Origin of the sequence: Pseudomonas sp. AF32, from assembly GCF_022342325.2 — a bacterium.
Classification (GTDB): Bacteria; Pseudomonadota; Gammaproteobacteria; order Pseudomonadales; family Pseudomonadaceae; genus Aquipseudomonas; species Aquipseudomonas uvaldensis.
On the sequence record NZ_RQJK02000006.1, the window covers coordinates 83,831 to 98,962 of the forward strand.

Annotated in this window: 16 protein-coding genes and 3 tRNA genes; 6 read left to right on the forward strand and 13 right to left on the reverse strand. The window is 59.4% G+C overall.

All coding sequences use genetic code 11. The features are described from left to right. Window positions 1-17 precede the first annotated feature (17 nt). The 6 genes from clpX to EGM97_RS07855 form a co-directional block, all read right to left on the reverse strand. Window positions 18-1,301, reverse strand: coding sequence for an ATP-dependent Clp protease ATP-binding subunit ClpX (clpX, locus tag EGM97_RS07830; RefSeq protein WP_030140022.1), 1,284 nt, complete (start codon window positions 1,299-1,301; stop codon window positions 18-20). Window positions 1,302-1,408: 107 nt separating this feature from the next. After that, a complete protein-coding gene (gene clpP / locus EGM97_RS07835) occupies window positions 1,409-2,050 on the reverse strand; it encodes an ATP-dependent Clp endopeptidase proteolytic subunit ClpP (RefSeq protein WP_003183177.1) in 642 nt (213 codons plus the stop codon). Between the two features lie 92 nt (window positions 2,051-2,142). Further along, complete coding sequence (gene tig, locus EGM97_RS07840) at window positions 2,143-3,453, reverse strand: trigger factor (RefSeq protein ID WP_238965124.1); 1,311 nt, start codon at window positions 3,451-3,453, stop codon at window positions 2,143-2,145. A 426-nt stretch (window positions 3,454-3,879) separates the two neighbouring features. Further along, window positions 3,880-3,964: transfer RNA gene (locus EGM97_RS07845), tRNA-Leu, on the reverse strand. A 54-nt stretch (window positions 3,965-4,018) separates the two neighbouring features. After that, window positions 4,019-4,094, reverse strand: a tRNA-His gene (locus EGM97_RS07850). A gap of 40 nt (window positions 4,095-4,134) precedes the next feature. Next, window positions 4,135-4,211, reverse strand: a tRNA-Arg gene (locus tag EGM97_RS07855). Between the two features lie 281 nt (window positions 4,212-4,492). On the opposite strand from EGM97_RS07855, the gene folD reads away from it, so the two are divergent. Both folD and pbpG read left to right on the forward strand, forming a co-directional pair. Further along, window positions 4,493-5,347, forward strand: a complete 855-nt coding sequence (gene folD, locus EGM97_RS07860) for a bifunctional methylenetetrahydrofolate dehydrogenase/methenyltetrahydrofolate cyclohydrolase FolD (protein WP_238965125.1) — start codon at window positions 4,493-4,495, stop codon at window positions 5,345-5,347. A 290-nt stretch (window positions 5,348-5,637) separates the two neighbouring features. Beyond that, window positions 5,638-6,576, forward strand: coding sequence for a D-alanyl-D-alanine endopeptidase (gene pbpG, locus EGM97_RS07865; protein WP_238965126.1), 939 nt, complete (start codon window positions 5,638-5,640; stop codon window positions 6,574-6,576). Between the two features lie 48 nt (window positions 6,577-6,624). On the opposite strand, the gene EGM97_RS07870 is transcribed toward pbpG, so the two are convergent. Together EGM97_RS07870 and EGM97_RS07875 are read right to left on the reverse strand one after the other, a co-directional pair. Continuing rightward, entirely contained in the window at window positions 6,625-6,831 is a 207-nt protein-coding gene (locus EGM97_RS07870) for a DUF6021 family protein (RefSeq protein WP_238965127.1), read from the reverse strand. Window positions 6,832-6,929: 98 nt separating this feature from the next. Continuing rightward, window positions 6,930-7,607: a peptidase C39 family protein gene (locus EGM97_RS07875; RefSeq protein WP_238965128.1), complete on the reverse strand. Its 678-nt coding sequence runs from the start codon at window positions 7,605-7,607 to the stop codon at window positions 6,930-6,932. A gap of 223 nt (window positions 7,608-7,830) precedes the next feature. Here EGM97_RS07875 and EGM97_RS07880 point away from each other — a divergent pair, with 223 nt between their 5' ends. Next, complete coding sequence (locus EGM97_RS07880) at window positions 7,831-7,995, forward strand: hypothetical protein (protein ID WP_238965129.1); 165 nt, start codon at window positions 7,831-7,833, stop codon at window positions 7,993-7,995. Between the two features lie 61 nt (window positions 7,996-8,056). On the opposite strand, the gene EGM97_RS07885 is transcribed toward EGM97_RS07880, so the two are convergent. Both EGM97_RS07885 and EGM97_RS07890 read right to left on the reverse strand, forming a co-directional pair. After that, window positions 8,057-8,806 carry a TerC family protein gene (locus EGM97_RS07885; RefSeq protein WP_238965130.1) on the reverse strand — a complete coding sequence of 250 codons (750 nt, stop codon included), beginning with the start codon at window positions 8,804-8,806 and terminating at the stop codon, window positions 8,057-8,059. 28 nt (window positions 8,807-8,834) lie between these two features. Further along, on the reverse strand, window positions 8,835-9,098 hold the full coding sequence (locus tag EGM97_RS07890) for a hypothetical protein (protein ID WP_238965131.1): 264 nt from the start codon (window positions 9,096-9,098) through the stop codon (window positions 8,835-8,837). Between the two features lie 136 nt (window positions 9,099-9,234). Between EGM97_RS07890 and nhaR the strand changes: the two genes are divergently transcribed. Further along, window positions 9,235-10,131, forward strand: a complete 897-nt coding sequence (nhaR, locus tag EGM97_RS07895; protein WP_238965132.1) for a transcriptional activator NhaR — start codon at window positions 9,235-9,237, stop codon at window positions 10,129-10,131. On the opposite strand, the gene EGM97_RS07900 is transcribed toward nhaR, so the two are convergent. Beyond that, window positions 10,128-11,288, reverse strand: a complete 1,161-nt coding sequence (locus tag EGM97_RS07900; protein WP_238965133.1) for an MFS transporter — start codon at window positions 11,286-11,288, stop codon at window positions 10,128-10,130. The genes nhaR and EGM97_RS07900 overlap by 4 nt on opposite strands. A 280-nt stretch (window positions 11,289-11,568) precedes the next feature. On the opposite strand from EGM97_RS07900, the gene sstT reads away from it, so the two are divergent. Beyond that, complete coding sequence (gene sstT / locus EGM97_RS07905) at window positions 11,569-12,801, forward strand: serine/threonine transporter SstT (RefSeq protein ID WP_238965134.1); 1,233 nt, start codon at window positions 11,569-11,571, stop codon at window positions 12,799-12,801. 199 nt (window positions 12,802-13,000) lie between these two features. Here sstT and EGM97_RS07910 read toward each other — a convergent pair whose 3' ends face one another. Continuing rightward, the gene (locus tag EGM97_RS07910; RefSeq protein ID WP_238965135.1) at window positions 13,001-13,510 is read right to left on the reverse strand and encodes a DUF1993 domain-containing protein; all 510 of its coding nucleotides are present in this window, start codon (window positions 13,508-13,510) and stop codon (window positions 13,001-13,003) included. Between the two features lie 128 nt (window positions 13,511-13,638). Between EGM97_RS07910 and EGM97_RS07915 the strand changes: the two genes are divergently transcribed. After that, window positions 13,639-14,286, forward strand: coding sequence for a YceH family protein (locus EGM97_RS07915; protein WP_238965136.1), 648 nt, complete (start codon window positions 13,639-13,641; stop codon window positions 14,284-14,286). Window positions 14,287-14,291: 5 nt separating this feature from the next. Here the strand turns inward: EGM97_RS07915 and EGM97_RS07920 are convergent, their stop codons facing one another. After that, window positions 14,292-15,113 carry a shikimate 5-dehydrogenase gene (locus tag EGM97_RS07920; protein ID WP_238965137.1) on the reverse strand — a complete coding sequence of 274 codons (822 nt, stop codon included), beginning with the start codon at window positions 15,111-15,113 and terminating at the stop codon, window positions 14,292-14,294. Window positions 15,114-15,132: the final 19 nt, after the last annotated feature.

Below are 15,132 nucleotides of genomic sequence, written 5' to 3' on the forward strand. Positions count from 1 at the left end.
ATCCGGCGACCGGACGCTCAGGCGTCCGGGGCAGCCTTGGCAGCCGGCTCACTGTTTTCGTAGATATACAGTGGCTTGGACTTGCCTTCTATAACGCTTTCGTCGATTACGACTTTACTCACATCGGACTGCGAGGGAATCTCATACATCGTGTCGAGCAATACGCCTTCGAGAATCGAACGCAACCCACGAGCACCCGTCTTACGTTCCAGGGCACGCTTGGCGACCGATTTCAGCGCGTCGGAACGGAATTCCAGGTCTACACCTTCCATTTCGAACAGCTTGGCATACTGCTTGGTCAGGGCGTTCTTCGGCTCGGTCAGGATCTGCATCAGTGCAGCCTCATCCAGCTCGTCCAGCGTCGCCAGGACCGGCAAACGACCGACGAATTCCGGGATCAGACCGAACTTGACCAGATCGTCAGGCTCGACTTCACGCAGGGATTCACCGACCTTCTTGCCCTCTTCCTTGCTGCGGACCTCGGCATTGAAGCCGATGCCGCCGCGGGTAGAGCGATTCTGGATGACCTTTTCCAGGCCCGAGAACGCACCGCCACAAATGAACAGGATGTTGCGGGTGTCGACCTGCAGGAACTCCTGCTGCGGATGCTTGCGACCACCCTGGGGCGGAACCGAAGCGACCGTGCCTTCGATCAACTTGAGCAAGGCCTGCTGCACGCCCTCGCCGGAAACATCCCGGGTGATGGACGGGTTGTCGGACTTGCGGGAAATCTTGTCGATTTCGTCGATGTAGACAATGCCCATCTGGGCCTTTTCCACATCGTAGTCGCACTTCTGCAACAACTTCTGAATAATGTTCTCGACATCCTCACCGACATAACCCGCCTCGGTCAGCGTGGTTGCATCGGCGATGGTGAACGGAACGTTCAGCAAACGAGCCAGGGTTTCGGCAAGCAGGGTCTTACCCGAGCCTGTCGGGCCGATCAGCAGAATGTTGCTCTTGCCGAGTTCGACCTCGTCATTCTTTTTGTCACGTTGGTTCAGGCGCTTGTAGTGGTTGTATACCGCTACGGCCAGTACCTTTTTCGCACGCTCCTGACCAATTACATACTGGTCGAGGATGCCGCTGATTTCTTTAGGCGAAGGCAACTTATGCGCGCTGCTTTCGGCCTGGGCTTCCTGCACCTCCTCGCGGATGATGTCATTGCACAGGTCGACGCACTCGTCGCAAATGAAGACCGAGGGGCCGGCAATCAATTTGCGTACTTCATGCTGGCTTTTGCCACAGAAGGAGCAATAAAGCAGTTTGCCGTTGTCCTCGCCGTTGCGGGTGTCAGTCATTCGATCGATCCAAATCCGATAGGCTTGCAACACAAGATGAAGGCAATTGCGGGCTTTTTCAAGCCCGCAGGCGGCCGGTCATCCCAACCACCTGCATTTTGAAGGCCTCAGGCAGGCATTTGACGCTTGTTGATCACGGAGTCGATCAGGCCGTATTCGGCCGCACGCTCAGCGCTCATGAAGTTGTCACGCTCGGTGTCTCGCTCAATGGTTTCGAGGCTTTGACCGGTGTGATGGGCCAGCAGCGAGTTCAGGCGCGAACGAATATGGAGGATTTCCTTGGCATGGATGTCGATGTCCGACGCCTGGCCCTGGAAGCCACCCAATGGCTGGTGGATCATCATGCGCGAGTTAGGCAGGCAGTGACGCTTGCCTGCGGCGCCACCGGCGAGCAGGAATGCACCCATGCTGCAGGCCTGGCCGATGCAGATGGTGGATACGTCCGGCTTGATGAATTGCATGGTGTCGTAGATCGACATGCCTGCAGTCACCGAACCGCCAGGTGAGTTGATGTAGAGATGGATATCCTTGTCCGGGTTTTCCGCTTCAAGGAACAGCAGTTGTGCCGCCACGAGATTGGCCATGTAGTCTTCAACGGGGCCGATCAGGAAAATGACGCGTTCCTTGAGCAGACGCGAGTAGATGTCATAGGCACGCTCGCCACGAGCGGACTGCTCGATAACCATCGGGACCAGGCCGCCTGCGGCCTGGATGTCAGAGCTCTGCTGATAAAAAGAATTGCGGGACATGTCTCGCAGTCACTCCCAAATAGTTATGTCTTGAATACGCATAAGCCAGCGCGAAGGCTGGCTTATGGTGTGTATTTCTTACCGCAGAACAATCAATCGGCTTGTGGAGCTTCCACCGGCTTGACCGCTTCTTCGTAAGAGACCGCTTTATCGGTCACGCTAGCTTTCTGCAGAACAGTATCCACAACTTGTTCTTCGAGCACAACCGAACGGACTTCGTTCAGTTGCTGCTCGTTCTTGTAGTACCAGGACACGACTTGCTCAGGCTCCTGATAGGCAGAGGCCATTTCCTGGATCAGCTCGCGAACGCGGGCATCATCAGGCTTGAGCTCATACTGCTTGACCACTTCAGCCACGATCAGACCCAGCACGACACGACGCTTGGCTTGCTCTTCGAACAGCTCGGCTGGCAGTTGGTCCGGTTTGATGTTACCGCCGAACTGCTGGACAGCCTGCACGCGCAGACGGTTCACTTCGTTGTCCAGCAGGGCCTTTGGCACTTCGATCGGGTTGGAGGCCAGCAGACCGTCCATGACCTGATTCTTGATCTTGGACTTGATGGCCTGACGCAGCTCGCGCTCCATGTTCTTGCGAACTTCGGCGCGGAAGCCTTCAAGACCGGTTTCCTTGATACCGAACTGGGCAAAGAACTCTTCGTTCAGCTCAGGCAGCTTCGGCTCGGAAACGCTGTTGACGGTCACGGTGAACTCGGCAGGCTTACCGGCCAGGTCCAGGTTCTGGTAGTCCTCCGGGAAGGTCACGTTCAGGACGCGCTCTTCGCCGGCCTTGGCGCCAACCAGGCCATCTTCGAAACCAGGAATCATGCGACCGGAGCCCAGCACCAGCTGGGTAGCCTTGGCGGAGCCGCCGGCGAACACTTCACCGTCAACCTTGCCAACGAAGTCGATGTTCAGTTGGTCTTCGTTCTGAGCGGCGCGATCAGCCACTTCGAAACGAGTGTTCTGCTTGCGCAGGATGTCCAGCATCTTGTCCAGATCGGCATCCGATACCTCGGCGCTCAGGCGCTCGACGGCGATGGACTCGAAACCGGCAACGGTGAACTCAGGGAACACTTCGAACGTGGCGACGTATTCCAGGTCCTTGCCTTTTTCCAACACTTTAGGCTCGACGGACGGTGCGCCGGCCGGGTTCAGTTTCTGCTCGACCACAGCTTCGTAGAACGAAGACTGGATAACGTCGCCCACGGCTTCCTGACGCGCATCAGCCTCGTAACGCTGACGGATCACGCTCATTGGCACTTTGCCTGGGCGGAAACCTGGGATTTTGGCCTTTTGGGCAGTCTGCTGCAGACGCTTGTTGACCTGGGTCTCGATGCGCTCAGCCGGCACGGTGATGCTCATGCGGCGCTCAAGAGCAGAAGTATTTTCAACAGAAACTTGCATGGATATTCCTCGTTGCACAGACGTTGGCCGGCGTTTCCGACCCCAGAATCAAGGGCATGCATTCTAGTAGGTCAAACTCAAGAAGTCACCCTACTGAAAACAGCCGGAAAATAAGCGCCGAATTCAAAGGCAGGCCACATGGACCCGCCCCGTACCGGATTGCATAAACAGTCGATCGACCCAAGGCTCTGCATCAACGCTTCCTTATAAGAAGCGTGGTTTCCGAGCGCAGGACAGACGGCCACACCGGAGGACCGACGGCATATTGCGCATCATCAAGAAACACAATGACGACCAAGCGACCGCCGCACGCCCTCCCACAAACGGAACGGACAATTGGCGATCAAATAAAAACCTTGAAAACAAAAACGGCGCAGCCCCTTTCAGGTACTGCGCCGTTTTCTGCTATTTAAATAGCGACTTGTTTGGTGCGGACGGAGAGACTCGAACTCTCACACCTTGCGGCGCTGGAACCTAAATCCAGTGTGTCTACCAATTCCACCACATCCGCCAAGCTTTTAAAGCAAAGGCGCCAGACCGTTAAATCTGGCGCCTTTCTAGAATATGGGGTGGACGATGGGGATCGAACCCACGACAACGGGAGTCACAATCCCGTGCTCTACCAACTGAGCTACGCCCACCATATTGCCTTACTGCGTTACTTGTGCCAAAGCTGCCTAATGGCGCACCCGGCAGGACTCGAACCTGCGACCATCCGCTTAGAAGGCGGATGCTCTATCCAGCTGAGCTACGGGCGCCTTTTTAATCTGTATTCTTTGACGATTACAAACTAAGTGCTTTCAGTTTTGCCGAATTGAAACTGCCAACTCCGCTCAACCTTCTTAACCAGTGCTAGGCTGTGCCCGACAAGTGCGACGAATCTTATAGACGACCCGAAAGGCCGTCAACTCTTTTCTAAAAAAAATTCATTTAATTAAAGGGGTTAGGGGAATTTGCAGACCAAGCGCCTTTGCCCTCACGCCCTGGCATGCGAGAATGCGCTCTCTTTTTTTCCCCTCTCGATGGTTAACCACGCGCAATGACTGCACAACTTATCGACGGCAAATCGATCGCCGCCAGCCTGCGCCAGCAGATCGCCCAACGCGTCAGCGAGCGTCGCCAGCAAGGCCTGCGCACACCTGGTCTCGCGGTGATCCTGGTCGGCAGCGATCCTGCCTCTCAGGTTTATGTCTCGCACAAGCGTAAAGACTGTGAAGAGGTCGGCTTCCTTTCCCAAGCCTACGACCTGCCTTCCGAAACCACCCAGCAAGCGTTGGCCGATCTGATCGATCGCCTTAACGACGACCCGAACATCGACGGGGTCCTGCTTCAGTTACCCCTGCCTGAACACCTCGACGCCTCTCGGCTGCTGGAGCGCATCCGCCCGGACAAGGACGTCGACGGTTTCCACCCTTATAACGTCGGTCGCCTGGCCCAACGCATCCCACTGCTGCGCCCCTGCACCCCAAAAGGGATCATGACACTGCTGGAAAGCACTGGCGTTGACCTTTATGGCCTCGATGCGGTGGTGGTGGGCGCATCCAACATCGTTGGCCGGCCGATGGCCATGGAGCTGTTGCTGGCAGGCTGCACGGTCACTGTGACCCACCGGTTCACCAAGGACCTGGCTGGCCATGTCGGGCGCGCCGACCTGGTGGTCGTGGCCGCCGGCAAGCCCGGGCTGGTGAAGGGTGAATGGATCAAGGAAGGCGCGATTGTCATTGACGTGGGCATCAACCGCCAGGACGACGGCAAGCTGGTGGGCGATGTGGTGTACGAGACCGCCCTGCCCCGCGCGAGCTGGATCACTCCGGTACCAGGCGGCGTGGGCCCGATGACCCGCGCCTGTTTGCTGGAAAATACGCTGTACGCCGCAGAGACGCTGCATAGCTGATACGTCCCGGCCATTTCCTGAAAGCTGCAAGCGAACCCCCGAGGGGCCAAGCTTGCTTGCGATGGCGGTGCATCAGTCAACCTTGTTATTGACTGCCATGCCGCTATCGCGAGCAGGCTCGCTCCCACAGGATTGCGCGCCGGGCTGCCCATACCCCCTGCATTAAACTTTATTTAATCGCGAGCCCCAACGGCGCAGGCATGTAGCGCTGTTGTCGCCCATACTCCTAAAATGCAGCGCTTTTTAAAGCCGTTGCTGAACGGTACCTTCAAACTATCGAGTCTACTCGCGTGAAAATCCGTCTTTCGTTCCTCAGCCTGTTCTTCGCTTTCTCGGGCGCTCTTATCACGCAGGATGTCAACGCACAGGAAACCATCGCGACCCCACGAGACACGTCAAAACTGCAGGTGGCCTCGGGCAGTGCGATGCTGCTGGACCTGCAGACGGATAAAGTCGTTTATTCCAGCAACCCGGACGTCGTGGTGCCGATCGCTTCGGTCACGAAGCTCATGACCGGGCTGATCGTGCTGGATGCCAAGCAGAACCTGGATGAGTACATCCCGATCACCATCGCCAATACGCCGGAGATGAAAGGTGTGTTTTCCCGAGTCAAGCTCAACAGTGAGCTGTCGCGCCGCGACGTGCTGTTGATTGCCCTGATGTCTTCGGAGAACCGCGCCGCCGCCACCCTCGCCCATCATTACCCGGGCGGTTACGCGGCCTTTATCGCCGCGATGAACGCCAAGGCCAAGGCGCTGGGGATGACCAGCACCCATTACGTCGAGCCAACCGGCTTGTCGATCCATAACGTGTCCACTGCCAGGGACCTGACGAAACTGCTGATCGCCGCACGCAAGTACCCGCTGCTCAGCGAGCTGAGCACCACCAAGGAAAAGACCGTCACGTTCCGCAAACCGGTCTACAGCCTGGGCTTTCGCAACACTGACCATCTGATTCACAGAGGCAACTGGGATATTCAGCTGACCAAGACCGGCTTCACCAACCAGGCCGGGCATTGCCTGGTGCTGGTGACCCGGATGGATAATCGTCCGATGGCGCTGGTCATCCTCGACGCGTTCGGCAAATACACCCATTTCGCTGATGCCAGCCGAATTCGCAGTTGGGTTGAAACCGGCAAAAGTACCAGTGCTCCGGCCGTGGCCCTGCAGTACAAGGCCGCGAAAAATCTCAAAAGCCGCCAGAGCGGTGTGGTGGAAGCCTCTCAGTAAGCGCTCGGTAGTAAATCGACAGCCCCGATCATTCGGGGCTGTTTGCGTTCAGGGCTTGAGCTTGCCCAGCGGATCATAGGCCCTGGAAGATGGCGGATCCTGTTCGCGCTTCTCGTCCCGTGGGGCCTTGGCCGGCCCTATCGGGTCAACCTGCGGGTCGTCGAGGTCCGGTGAATCCGGATCGAATCCCAAGTCGTCATCGGCGGACGAATGCTCGGATGAATGGGGCCCCGTGGGTGTTTTCGACTGTGCCATACCTGCCTCCTCGAATCAGGGCCCGGACAATGGCCCCTGACGATAAGAGCCCCGGGCGAGTCAGGTCGTGCCCGACAAGTGACGAACGGGGCAGGCCATCAATGCGCCGCCCCCAGGGCCTTGATGGCCCGCGCTGCTGCCTGCTCCCGCCCTGCCCCGGCCAGTTCGTCGGCGGCCTTCAACCAACGCTGCGAGTCGACATTGGCGGGGAGCTGCGTCGGTTGCTGGAGCAGTACGGCCCAGCCACCCGCATCCTTGAAAGCCGATTCGAACCCACTGAAGCTCATCGACAGCCGCCGGTTCATGCCCGAGCGCAGCAAGACCGTCTGCTTCTGCCGGTTATAACCGGCAAGGATCGCGTATCGAGGCCCGGACCAGAACGCGGCGCCCTCGGTGTAACGCAGCAACACCGGGTTACCCGCGCCGACCTGCGTCAGCAGCGCGTCCAGCTGGCTGTCGAGTGGATACACCACCAGCCCGTATTCGCGCGCCAGCGCCTGCATATTCTGCTGCAGTTTGGCTTCACCGCCCGGCAGATGCAGTGGCTTCTCCAGCAACCCCGGCGTGATCACCGTACCTTGCAACGTCAGCAGGGCGGCCAGTGACTGCGGAGCGCCCTGATACAGGTCTCCCCGATAGAACGGCACACCGTTGAGCTCCACCCGTTCGGGCAGGCGCTGGATCTGCGGCGACACGCTGCCTGCGCAACCGCCCAGCACGACAAGGCAAGCAGTGGCGAATACCAGTGATCGAAAAGAGGGAATGACCGGCAACATTGATGACTCTCTATTTCAGGTACCCGATATTCGGGTCGGGTTGGGGCCGTCGATCATAAAGCGCACACCGGCTCGGGTATAGCCTGAACCGCAGTTGCGACACCGCGATAGAACCAATTGTTGCGTGGCCGGGCGCTTCGATCGACTGCCTGCAACACTTGAGCGACTAGACTGTCAATTGAACTGAATGTGTTGCCCCGGACCGGGGCAGAGGGAGGCCCTGATGAGCCTGACGACGACCATTGTGATGCTGATATTCGGCTGGCTGAGTGTAGCGACCGCCATGCTGTGGGGGGTGTTGCGGATCACCCGTCGCCATCATCATGTGACACCGGCGCAAACGCAGAAAAACACAAAAACCCCAAGGCGCCCCGCCACCGCGCATTGAGTCAAACTCCATGAAAAAAGCTGCCCGGGCCTCAACCCGGGCGGCTTTTTCCTGGCTGTTATCAGGCCTGGTGACCCAGCGCCTTTTGCCGGGCACGACGGGCCATCATGTTCAGCACTTCAATCGAGGCAGAGAACGCCATGGCCGCGTAGATGTAGCCCTTGGGTACATGGGCACCGAAACCTTCAGCAATCAGCGTCATGCCGATCATAATCAGGAAGCCCAGGGCCAGCATGACCACCGTCGGGTTGTCATGGATGAACTTGGCCAGCGGCTCGGCTGCCAGCAGCATCACCAGTACCGAGACCACCACGGCAATGATCATGATCGGCAAGTGCTCGGTCATACCCACAGCCGTGATAATGCTGTCGATGGAGAACACCAGGTCCAGCATCAGGATCTGACCGATCGCGGCAGCAAATCCAAGGGTCACGCCAGATGTGGCTGTCTTGGGATCATCCGGCGCGGGGTCCATGCTGTGATGGATCTCGGTCGTCGCCTTCCACAGCAGGAACAGACCACCGGCGATCAGGATCATGTCCTTCCAGGAGAACGCCTGGCCCAGGATCTCGATGACCGGCTCGGTCAACTGCACGATGAACGCGATAGTGCTCAGCAGACCCAGGCGCAGGATCAATGCCATGCCGATACCGATCCGACGTGCCTTGGCACGATGTTGTTCGGGCAGCTTGTTGGTCAGGATCGAAATGAAGATCAGGTTATCGATGCCGAGCACGATTTCCATGACGACGAGGGTCGCCAGGGCGATCCAGGCGGTGGGGCTGGCGACAAGTTGTAAAAGATAATCCATGGGTCAGTCCTGACTCGATATGACGGGGTTAGAGGGATTGAGTGGAAGGCTTGGATTCGTCAGCGTCGGGCGCCGGTTCTTTCTCCGGGCTGATCAAACCGCCCGTTGCTTCGCTCAACGCTTTCTCGGCAGCCTTGTGGGTGTCATCGATCGCTTTTTTGGCGGTTTCGACCGCCTGTTCCTTCAATTGCTCGGCCAAGTGCTGAGCGCTTTTTTCGGCCTGTTCGCAACCTGACAATGTCAGGACCGACACAGCCAGCAGGGCAGTAAGCCCGAAGGTTATGTACGTCATGAATAAAGTGCCTCTCGAAATGGACAGAGCGCGAAGATGGCTCACCAGTGGCTCAGCATTCTAGGGACGCGAATACTTCAGGAAAATTCGTATTTTCAGCGGTTATACTTCGATTTTTACGAACCGAAGTCACTCCATGCTCAATTATCGACAACTGCATTACTTCTGGGTAGTGGCCAAGACAGGCAGCATCGTGCGGGCCTGCGAGCAACTGAACCTGACTCCACAAACCATCAGCGGTCAGATCTCTCTGTTCGAGCAGACGTATAACCTCAAATTGTTTCGTCGCGTCGGGCGCCAGCTGGAGCTGACGGAAGCCGGACGCCAGACGCTGCCCTACGCCGAGCATATGTTTCAGTTGGGTGGCGAGCTGGAGCTCATGCTGCGGGCCCAGCCCAATGAACAACAGACGCTATTCCGGGTCGGCGTGGCAGATGTGGTGCCCAAGTCCATCGTCTATCGGTTGCTGGCGCCCACCATGGAGCTGAGCGAGCCCCTGCGCATCACCTGCCGCGAAGACAAACTCGAACGACTGCTGGCCGACCTGGCGATCCAACGCCTGGACCTGGTGATTTCCGACAGCCCGATGCCGACTCACCTGGACATCAAGGGCTACAGTCAGAAGCTGGGAGAATGCGGTATCAGTTTCTTCGCCACCGCCGCGCTGGCCGAGCATTACGGGCAGGATTTCCCCCACAGCCTGCACGACGCGCCACTGCTGATTCCCGGCCCGGAAACCGTGGTGCGCAGCCGCCTGCAACGCTGGTTCGCCGAACAGCAGATCCAGCCGCGCATCGTCGGCGAGTTCGACGACAGCGCGCTGATGCAGGCCTTCGGTCAGTCAGGCAGTGGAATCTTCATCGGCCCGAGCGTGATTGCCGATGAGGTCAAACGCCAGTACGGCGTGCGGGAAATCGGCCAGACCGACGCGGTGAGCGAGTCGTTCTATGCCATTTCCGTGGAGCGCAAAGTCAGCCATCCGGGGATTGTCGCCATTGCCGAAGGGGCGCGGCGCGAGCTGTTCAGCACTTAACGGCCTGCGCAAGTGGTGCGAGGCTTAAACGTCATCAACAGCATCGCCAGCAGGATCGACACCAGGATGAATCCGGCCGCCGCGAATCCGACACTGCCCAGGCCCAGGGTGTCGATGACCCGCCCGCCGATCATCGCCCCCAGACCAATCCCCAGGTTGGCACCCGCGATGTTCAGAGAGGCAGCGAAAGCCGGCGCCTCAGGGGCGGCCTTCATCAGGCGCACGTGGCTGACCAGGAACAGGGCAGCCTGGGTCACGCCCCAGATCCCCATCGCCGCAGCCAGGCCCAGCGTTGAATGAATGCTCGGCACCAGCGCCACCATGCCGCCGATCATGAACAGGCAGAACACCATCGACGCGATCAGTGGATGCCGGTCCACCGCACGACCACCCAGCGAGTTGCCCACCAATCCCACGGCACCGAAGCCCATGAGGCACCACCCCACCAGCGTGCCATCGAACCCGGCCAGACGCTCGAGGATATCGGCCAGATAGGTATAGGCGGTGAACATGCCACTGAACACCAGGATCGACAACAGCACGTGTCCCTGCATCAACGGGCTGCGCAGGATCTTGAACTGCGAACGCAAACTCACCTGCTGCAGGTGCAGGGCGGTCTTTGGCAAGTAAATGAACAGCAACAACGCCTTGGCAAACGCAATGACTGCCAGGATCGCAAAAGCGCTGCGCCAGCCGAACGCATCGGAAATCAGCGTGCCCACCGGAATGCCGAACACCGTGGCGCAGACGATGCCGAAGCCGATCCGGGCAATGGCGCGCCCGGCGTACTGTGGCCCGACAATGTCCACCGCCGTTTCACTCGCCAACGCCCAGAACACTGGCAAGCCCAGCGCCGGAATCAACCGGGCAATGGCCATGACCCAGATATCCGGGGCAACGGCCGCCAATGTGTTGGCCAGGCCGAACATCATCAGTACGCTGATGAACAGCCGGCGCCGCTCGAAACGGGCGAACCAGGCCGTCAGGAACGGCCCGAACGCTGCCACCGTAAACGCGAACAATGTCACCAGTAACCCGGCCTGGGGGATGCTGACGTCCAGGTCACGGGCGATGGAAGGCAGCAGGCCGACGATGATGAATTCCGTGGTCAGTACCGTGAAGCCGGCGGCCGACAACAGGAAAATGGGTAACAACATGCATGACTCCAGCAAAACAACGACACCAGCGTGAACCCAAGGGTCCGCTGGAGGAATAGAGAAGTGAGAGGTTCAAAGCCTAACAGAATGTACGTGACAGACAAACGCCGATTAAAACCATAGGTGGCGGATCGTCACAGGTCCGTCAGATTCTTCAGCGGGCTGTGCTAAAGTCCGCGCCCCGCAACTGTTGTACCCGCTTCCGGTCCCGCTCATGTGGCCTGCCCGCTTGTCGCCCTGATCGTCGACCGTTACTCAAAAAAACAAACGGATGGTCGTTATGACTGCTTTATCCCCTTCCCTGTTGCAACGCTTGAAACGCACCAGCCTGGTGACACAGATCATCATCGGTCTGATTGCCGGTATTGCCCTGGCCTGGCTCGCGCCCGATGTGGCGAAGTCCACGGCCTTCATTGGCAAGGTCTTCGTGTCCGCTCTCAAGGCGGTGGCTCCTATCCTGGTGTTCGTGCTGGTCATGGCGTCGATCGCCAACCACAAGCACGGCCAGGAAACCCATATCCGCCCGATCCTGTTCCTGTATCTGCTGGGAACCTTCGCGGCGGCCGTCGTGGCGGTCGTGGCCAGTACGCTGTTTCCGTCCAGCCTGGTGCTGTCCACCCAGGACGTCGCCGTCACCGCTCCTGGCGGCATCGGCGAAGTGCTGCAGAGCCTGCTGCTCAGCGTCGTTGATAACCCGGTTCGGGCGCTGATGGAGGGCAACTTCATCGGTATCCTGGCCTGGGCTATCGGCATGGGCATCGCGATTCGTCATGCAGGCCAGACCACCCGCAACGTGCTGGAAGACCTCTCCAATGGCGTAACGGTAATCGTGCGGCTGGTGATCAGCTTCGCCCCGCTGGGAATCTTCGGCCTGGTGGCCTCGACCCTTGCCACCTCCGGCTTCAGCGCCCTGCTCGGTTACTTGCACCTGCTGACCGTACTGATCGGCTGCATGCTGTTTGTCGCCCTGGTGGTCAACCCGCTCATCGTGTTCTGGAAACTGCGTCGCAATCCCTTCCCGCTGGTGTTCACCTGCCTGCGCGAGAGCGGCATCACCGCGTTTTTCACCCGCAGCTCGGCGGCGAATATCCCGGTGAACCTGGAACTGAGCAAACGCCTGGGCCTGCACGAGGACACCTACTCGGTCTCGATCCCGCTGGGCGCCACCATCAACATGGCCGGCGCCGCCATCACCATTACCGTACTGACCCTGGCGGCCGTAAACACGCTGGGTATCGTGGTGGATGTGCCGACGGCCGTACTGCTGAGCGTCGTCGCGGCCATCTGCGCTTGCGGCGCGTCCGGGGTGGCCGGCGGATCGCTGCTGCTGATTCCCCTGGCGTGCAGCCTGTTCGGCATCCCCAGCGAGATCGCCATGCAGGTCGTGGCCGTGGGCTTCATCATTGGTGTATTGCAAGACTCGGCGGAAACGGCGCTGAACTCGTCCACTGACGTGCTGTTCACGGCAGCGGCATGTCTGGGTGAGGAAGAGAAGCTCGCGCGTACGGCGTAAGCCGCCGTCGGCTGTATCGACCTCATCGCGAGCAGGCTCGCTCCCACATGGGTTTGGAGTGATCTCAGGATTCACATCCACCCTGGATCTGTGTGGGAACGAGCCTGCTCGCGATAGCGGCGGCACATCCAGCAATGATCCAACAGACAAAAAAGCCCGGAACGGCCCACACCGTCCCGGGCTTTTTACATTGGCGGGTTTAGAACGCGCCCATGTAGTCGCGCTTGCCGATTTCCACGCCGTTGTGGCGCAGCAGCGCATAGGTGGTGGTGACATGGAAGAAGAACTGCGGCAGGCCGTAGGTCAGCAGGTAGTTCTGGCCGGTGAAACGCTTTTCCTTGGGCGTGCCCGGACGGGTCACGATCTCGATGTTTTCCTTGCCGTCGATCTGCTCGGGACGAATGCCGTCGATAAAGGCCAGGACCTTGGCGATCAAGGCTTGCAACTCGGCGAAAGTGGTTTCGCTGTCGTCATATTTCGGCACTTCGACTTCGGCCAGCCGCGCGGAAACGCCTTTGGCGAAATCCACGGCGATCTGCACCTGGCGCACCAGCGGGAACATGTCCGGGTATAAGCGAGCTTGCAGGAAGGCATTCGGGTCGATGTTTTTCGCGCTGGCGTGGGCTTCGGCCTTGTTCAGCACATCGCTCAGGGCATTGAGCATCTGCTTGAAAACCGGAATGGAAGCGGCGTACAGGGAAATAGTCATGGCGATCTCATGCAGGTGATAGAAAAGAGGTTCATCGAACGTGGGCGATTATAGACACGGCGTTGAGCGGCTTGTCTTTTATCACGCAAGGATTACGCTAGGCGGCTTCAAAGCATAGGGGACGCGCGATGGGCATCGAAGAACAAGGCCAGGCTGAAGAAGCACGGCTCAACAGCACGGAAATCCGCATCCTGGGATCACTGGTTGAAAAACAGGCGACCAACCCGGAAACCTATCCCCTGACACTCAACGCCCTGGTTCTGGCCTGCAATCAGAAGACCAGCCGCGAACCGGTGATGAACCTGACGCCCGGCCAGGTTGGCCAAAGCCTGCGGGCCCTTGAAGGCCGCGGTTTTACCCGGTTGGTGATGGGCAGCCGCGCCGACCGCTGGGAACACCGGGTCGACAAGGCTCTTGAACTGGTGCCGGCCCAGGTGGTCCTGATGGGGCTACTGTTCCTGCGTGGCCCGCAAACGATCAATGAGCTGCTGACCCGCAGCGGCCGGATGCACGACTTCGAAGACGCCGAACAGGTGCTGCATCAACTGGAACGCCTGATTGCCCGCGGCCTGGCGCTGCTGGTGCCGCGCCAGGCCGGTCAGCGGGAAGACCGCTACGTCCATGCCCTGGGCGATCCGGCGGACATCGAGGCGATCCTCGCTGCTCGACAGCATCCGGTGGAACGCGGCACCGCCAGCGGCGTATCGCTGGAGCGCATCGAAGAGCTCGAAGCCCGCATCGCAGCGCTGGAAGAGCGGCTGGCCCGACTGGAATAGCGCGCCTACACGGCCCGGGCGAAGGCCACGGCTTTCTCGAACTGTTCCAGGCTCGGTCGTACACCGGTGTAGAGCACGAATTGCTCCAGGGCCTGGATCGCGACGACTTCCAGCCCGGTGATGACACGCTTGCCTTCAGCCCGAGCCCGCACGATCAGTGGCGTTTCCGACGGGATCGCCACGACATCGAACACCGTCTGCGCCGCTGCGATGGCGTCCGGCGCGAACGCCAGTTCGCTGGCCTCCGGGCCGCCGGTCATGCCAATGGGCGTGACATTGATCAACATCCGGGGCCGTTGTTCACCCAGTTCGCTTTGCCACTCATAGCCCAGGGACCCGGCCAGGGCGCGACCGGCGGCTTCATTGCGAGCGACAATCAAGCCCTGCCTGTAGCCGCCATCGCGCAGGGCGCTGGCCACAGCCTTGGCCATGCCCCCGCTGCCACGCAGTGCGAAGGTCGAGTCCTTCGGCACGGCATGGGTTTGCAGCAGCTGGGCAATGGCGATGTAGTCGGTGTTATAGGCCTTCAGGTGACCGTCGGTGTTGACGATGGTGTTGATGGACTGGATCGCGGCAGCGGAAGCGTCCAGCTCATCGACCAAGGGAATGCAGGCCTCTTTGAAAGGCATCGACACGCCGCACCCGCGAATGCCCAGCGCGCGGATGCCCCTGACCGCACCGGGCAGGTCCTGGCTGCTGAAAGCCTTGTAATAGAAGTTCAGGCCCAACTGCTCGTACAGGTGATTATGAAAGCGCAGGCCGAAGTTTCCGGGGCGTCCCGACAGGGACATGCATAGCTGGGTGTTTTTGTTGTACTTGAATTGCATGCTGGTTCCTTGCGTTCAC

Coding starts and splice junctions, on each gene's coding strand:
- clpX (WP_030140022.1), bottom strand. CDS start 1,301: ATGACTGACACCCGCAACGGCGAGGACAACGGCAAACTGCTTTATTGC.
- clpP (WP_003183177.1), bottom strand. CDS start 2,050: ATGTCCCGCAATTCTTTTTATCAGCAGAGCTCTGACATCCAGGCCGCA.
- tig (WP_238965124.1), bottom strand. CDS start 3,453: ATGCAAGTTTCTGTTGAAAATACTTCTGCTCTTGAGCGCCGCATGAGC.
- folD (WP_238965125.1), top strand. CDS start 4,493: ATGACTGCACAACTTATCGACGGCAAATCGATCGCCGCCAGCCTGCGC.
- EGM97_RS07870 (WP_238965127.1), bottom strand. CDS start 6,831: ATGGCACAGTCGAAAACACCCACGGGGCCCCATTCATCCGAGCATTCG.
- EGM97_RS07875 (WP_238965128.1), bottom strand. CDS start 7,607: ATGTTGCCGGTCATTCCCTCTTTTCGATCACTGGTATTCGCCACTGCT.
- EGM97_RS07880 (WP_238965129.1), top strand. CDS start 7,831: ATGAGCCTGACGACGACCATTGTGATGCTGATATTCGGCTGGCTGAGT.
- EGM97_RS07885 (WP_238965130.1), bottom strand. CDS start 8,806: ATGGATTATCTTTTACAACTTGTCGCCAGCCCCACCGCCTGGATCGCC.
- EGM97_RS07890 (WP_238965131.1), bottom strand. CDS start 9,098: ATGACGTACATAACCTTCGGGCTTACTGCCCTGCTGGCTGTGTCGGTC.
- nhaR (WP_238965132.1), top strand. CDS start 9,235: ATGCTCAATTATCGACAACTGCATTACTTCTGGGTAGTGGCCAAGACA.
- EGM97_RS07900 (WP_238965133.1), bottom strand. CDS start 11,288: ATGTTGTTACCCATTTTCCTGTTGTCGGCCGCCGGCTTCACGGTACTG.
- sstT (WP_238965134.1), top strand. CDS start 11,569: ATGACTGCTTTATCCCCTTCCCTGTTGCAACGCTTGAAACGCACCAGC.
- EGM97_RS07910 (WP_238965135.1), bottom strand. CDS start 13,510: ATGACTATTTCCCTGTACGCCGCTTCCATTCCGGTTTTCAAGCAGATG.
- EGM97_RS07915 (WP_238965136.1), top strand. CDS start 13,639: ATGGGCATCGAAGAACAAGGCCAGGCTGAAGAAGCACGGCTCAACAGC.
- EGM97_RS07920 (WP_238965137.1), bottom strand. CDS start 15,113: ATGCAATTCAAGTACAACAAAAACACCCAGCTATGCATGTCCCTGTCG.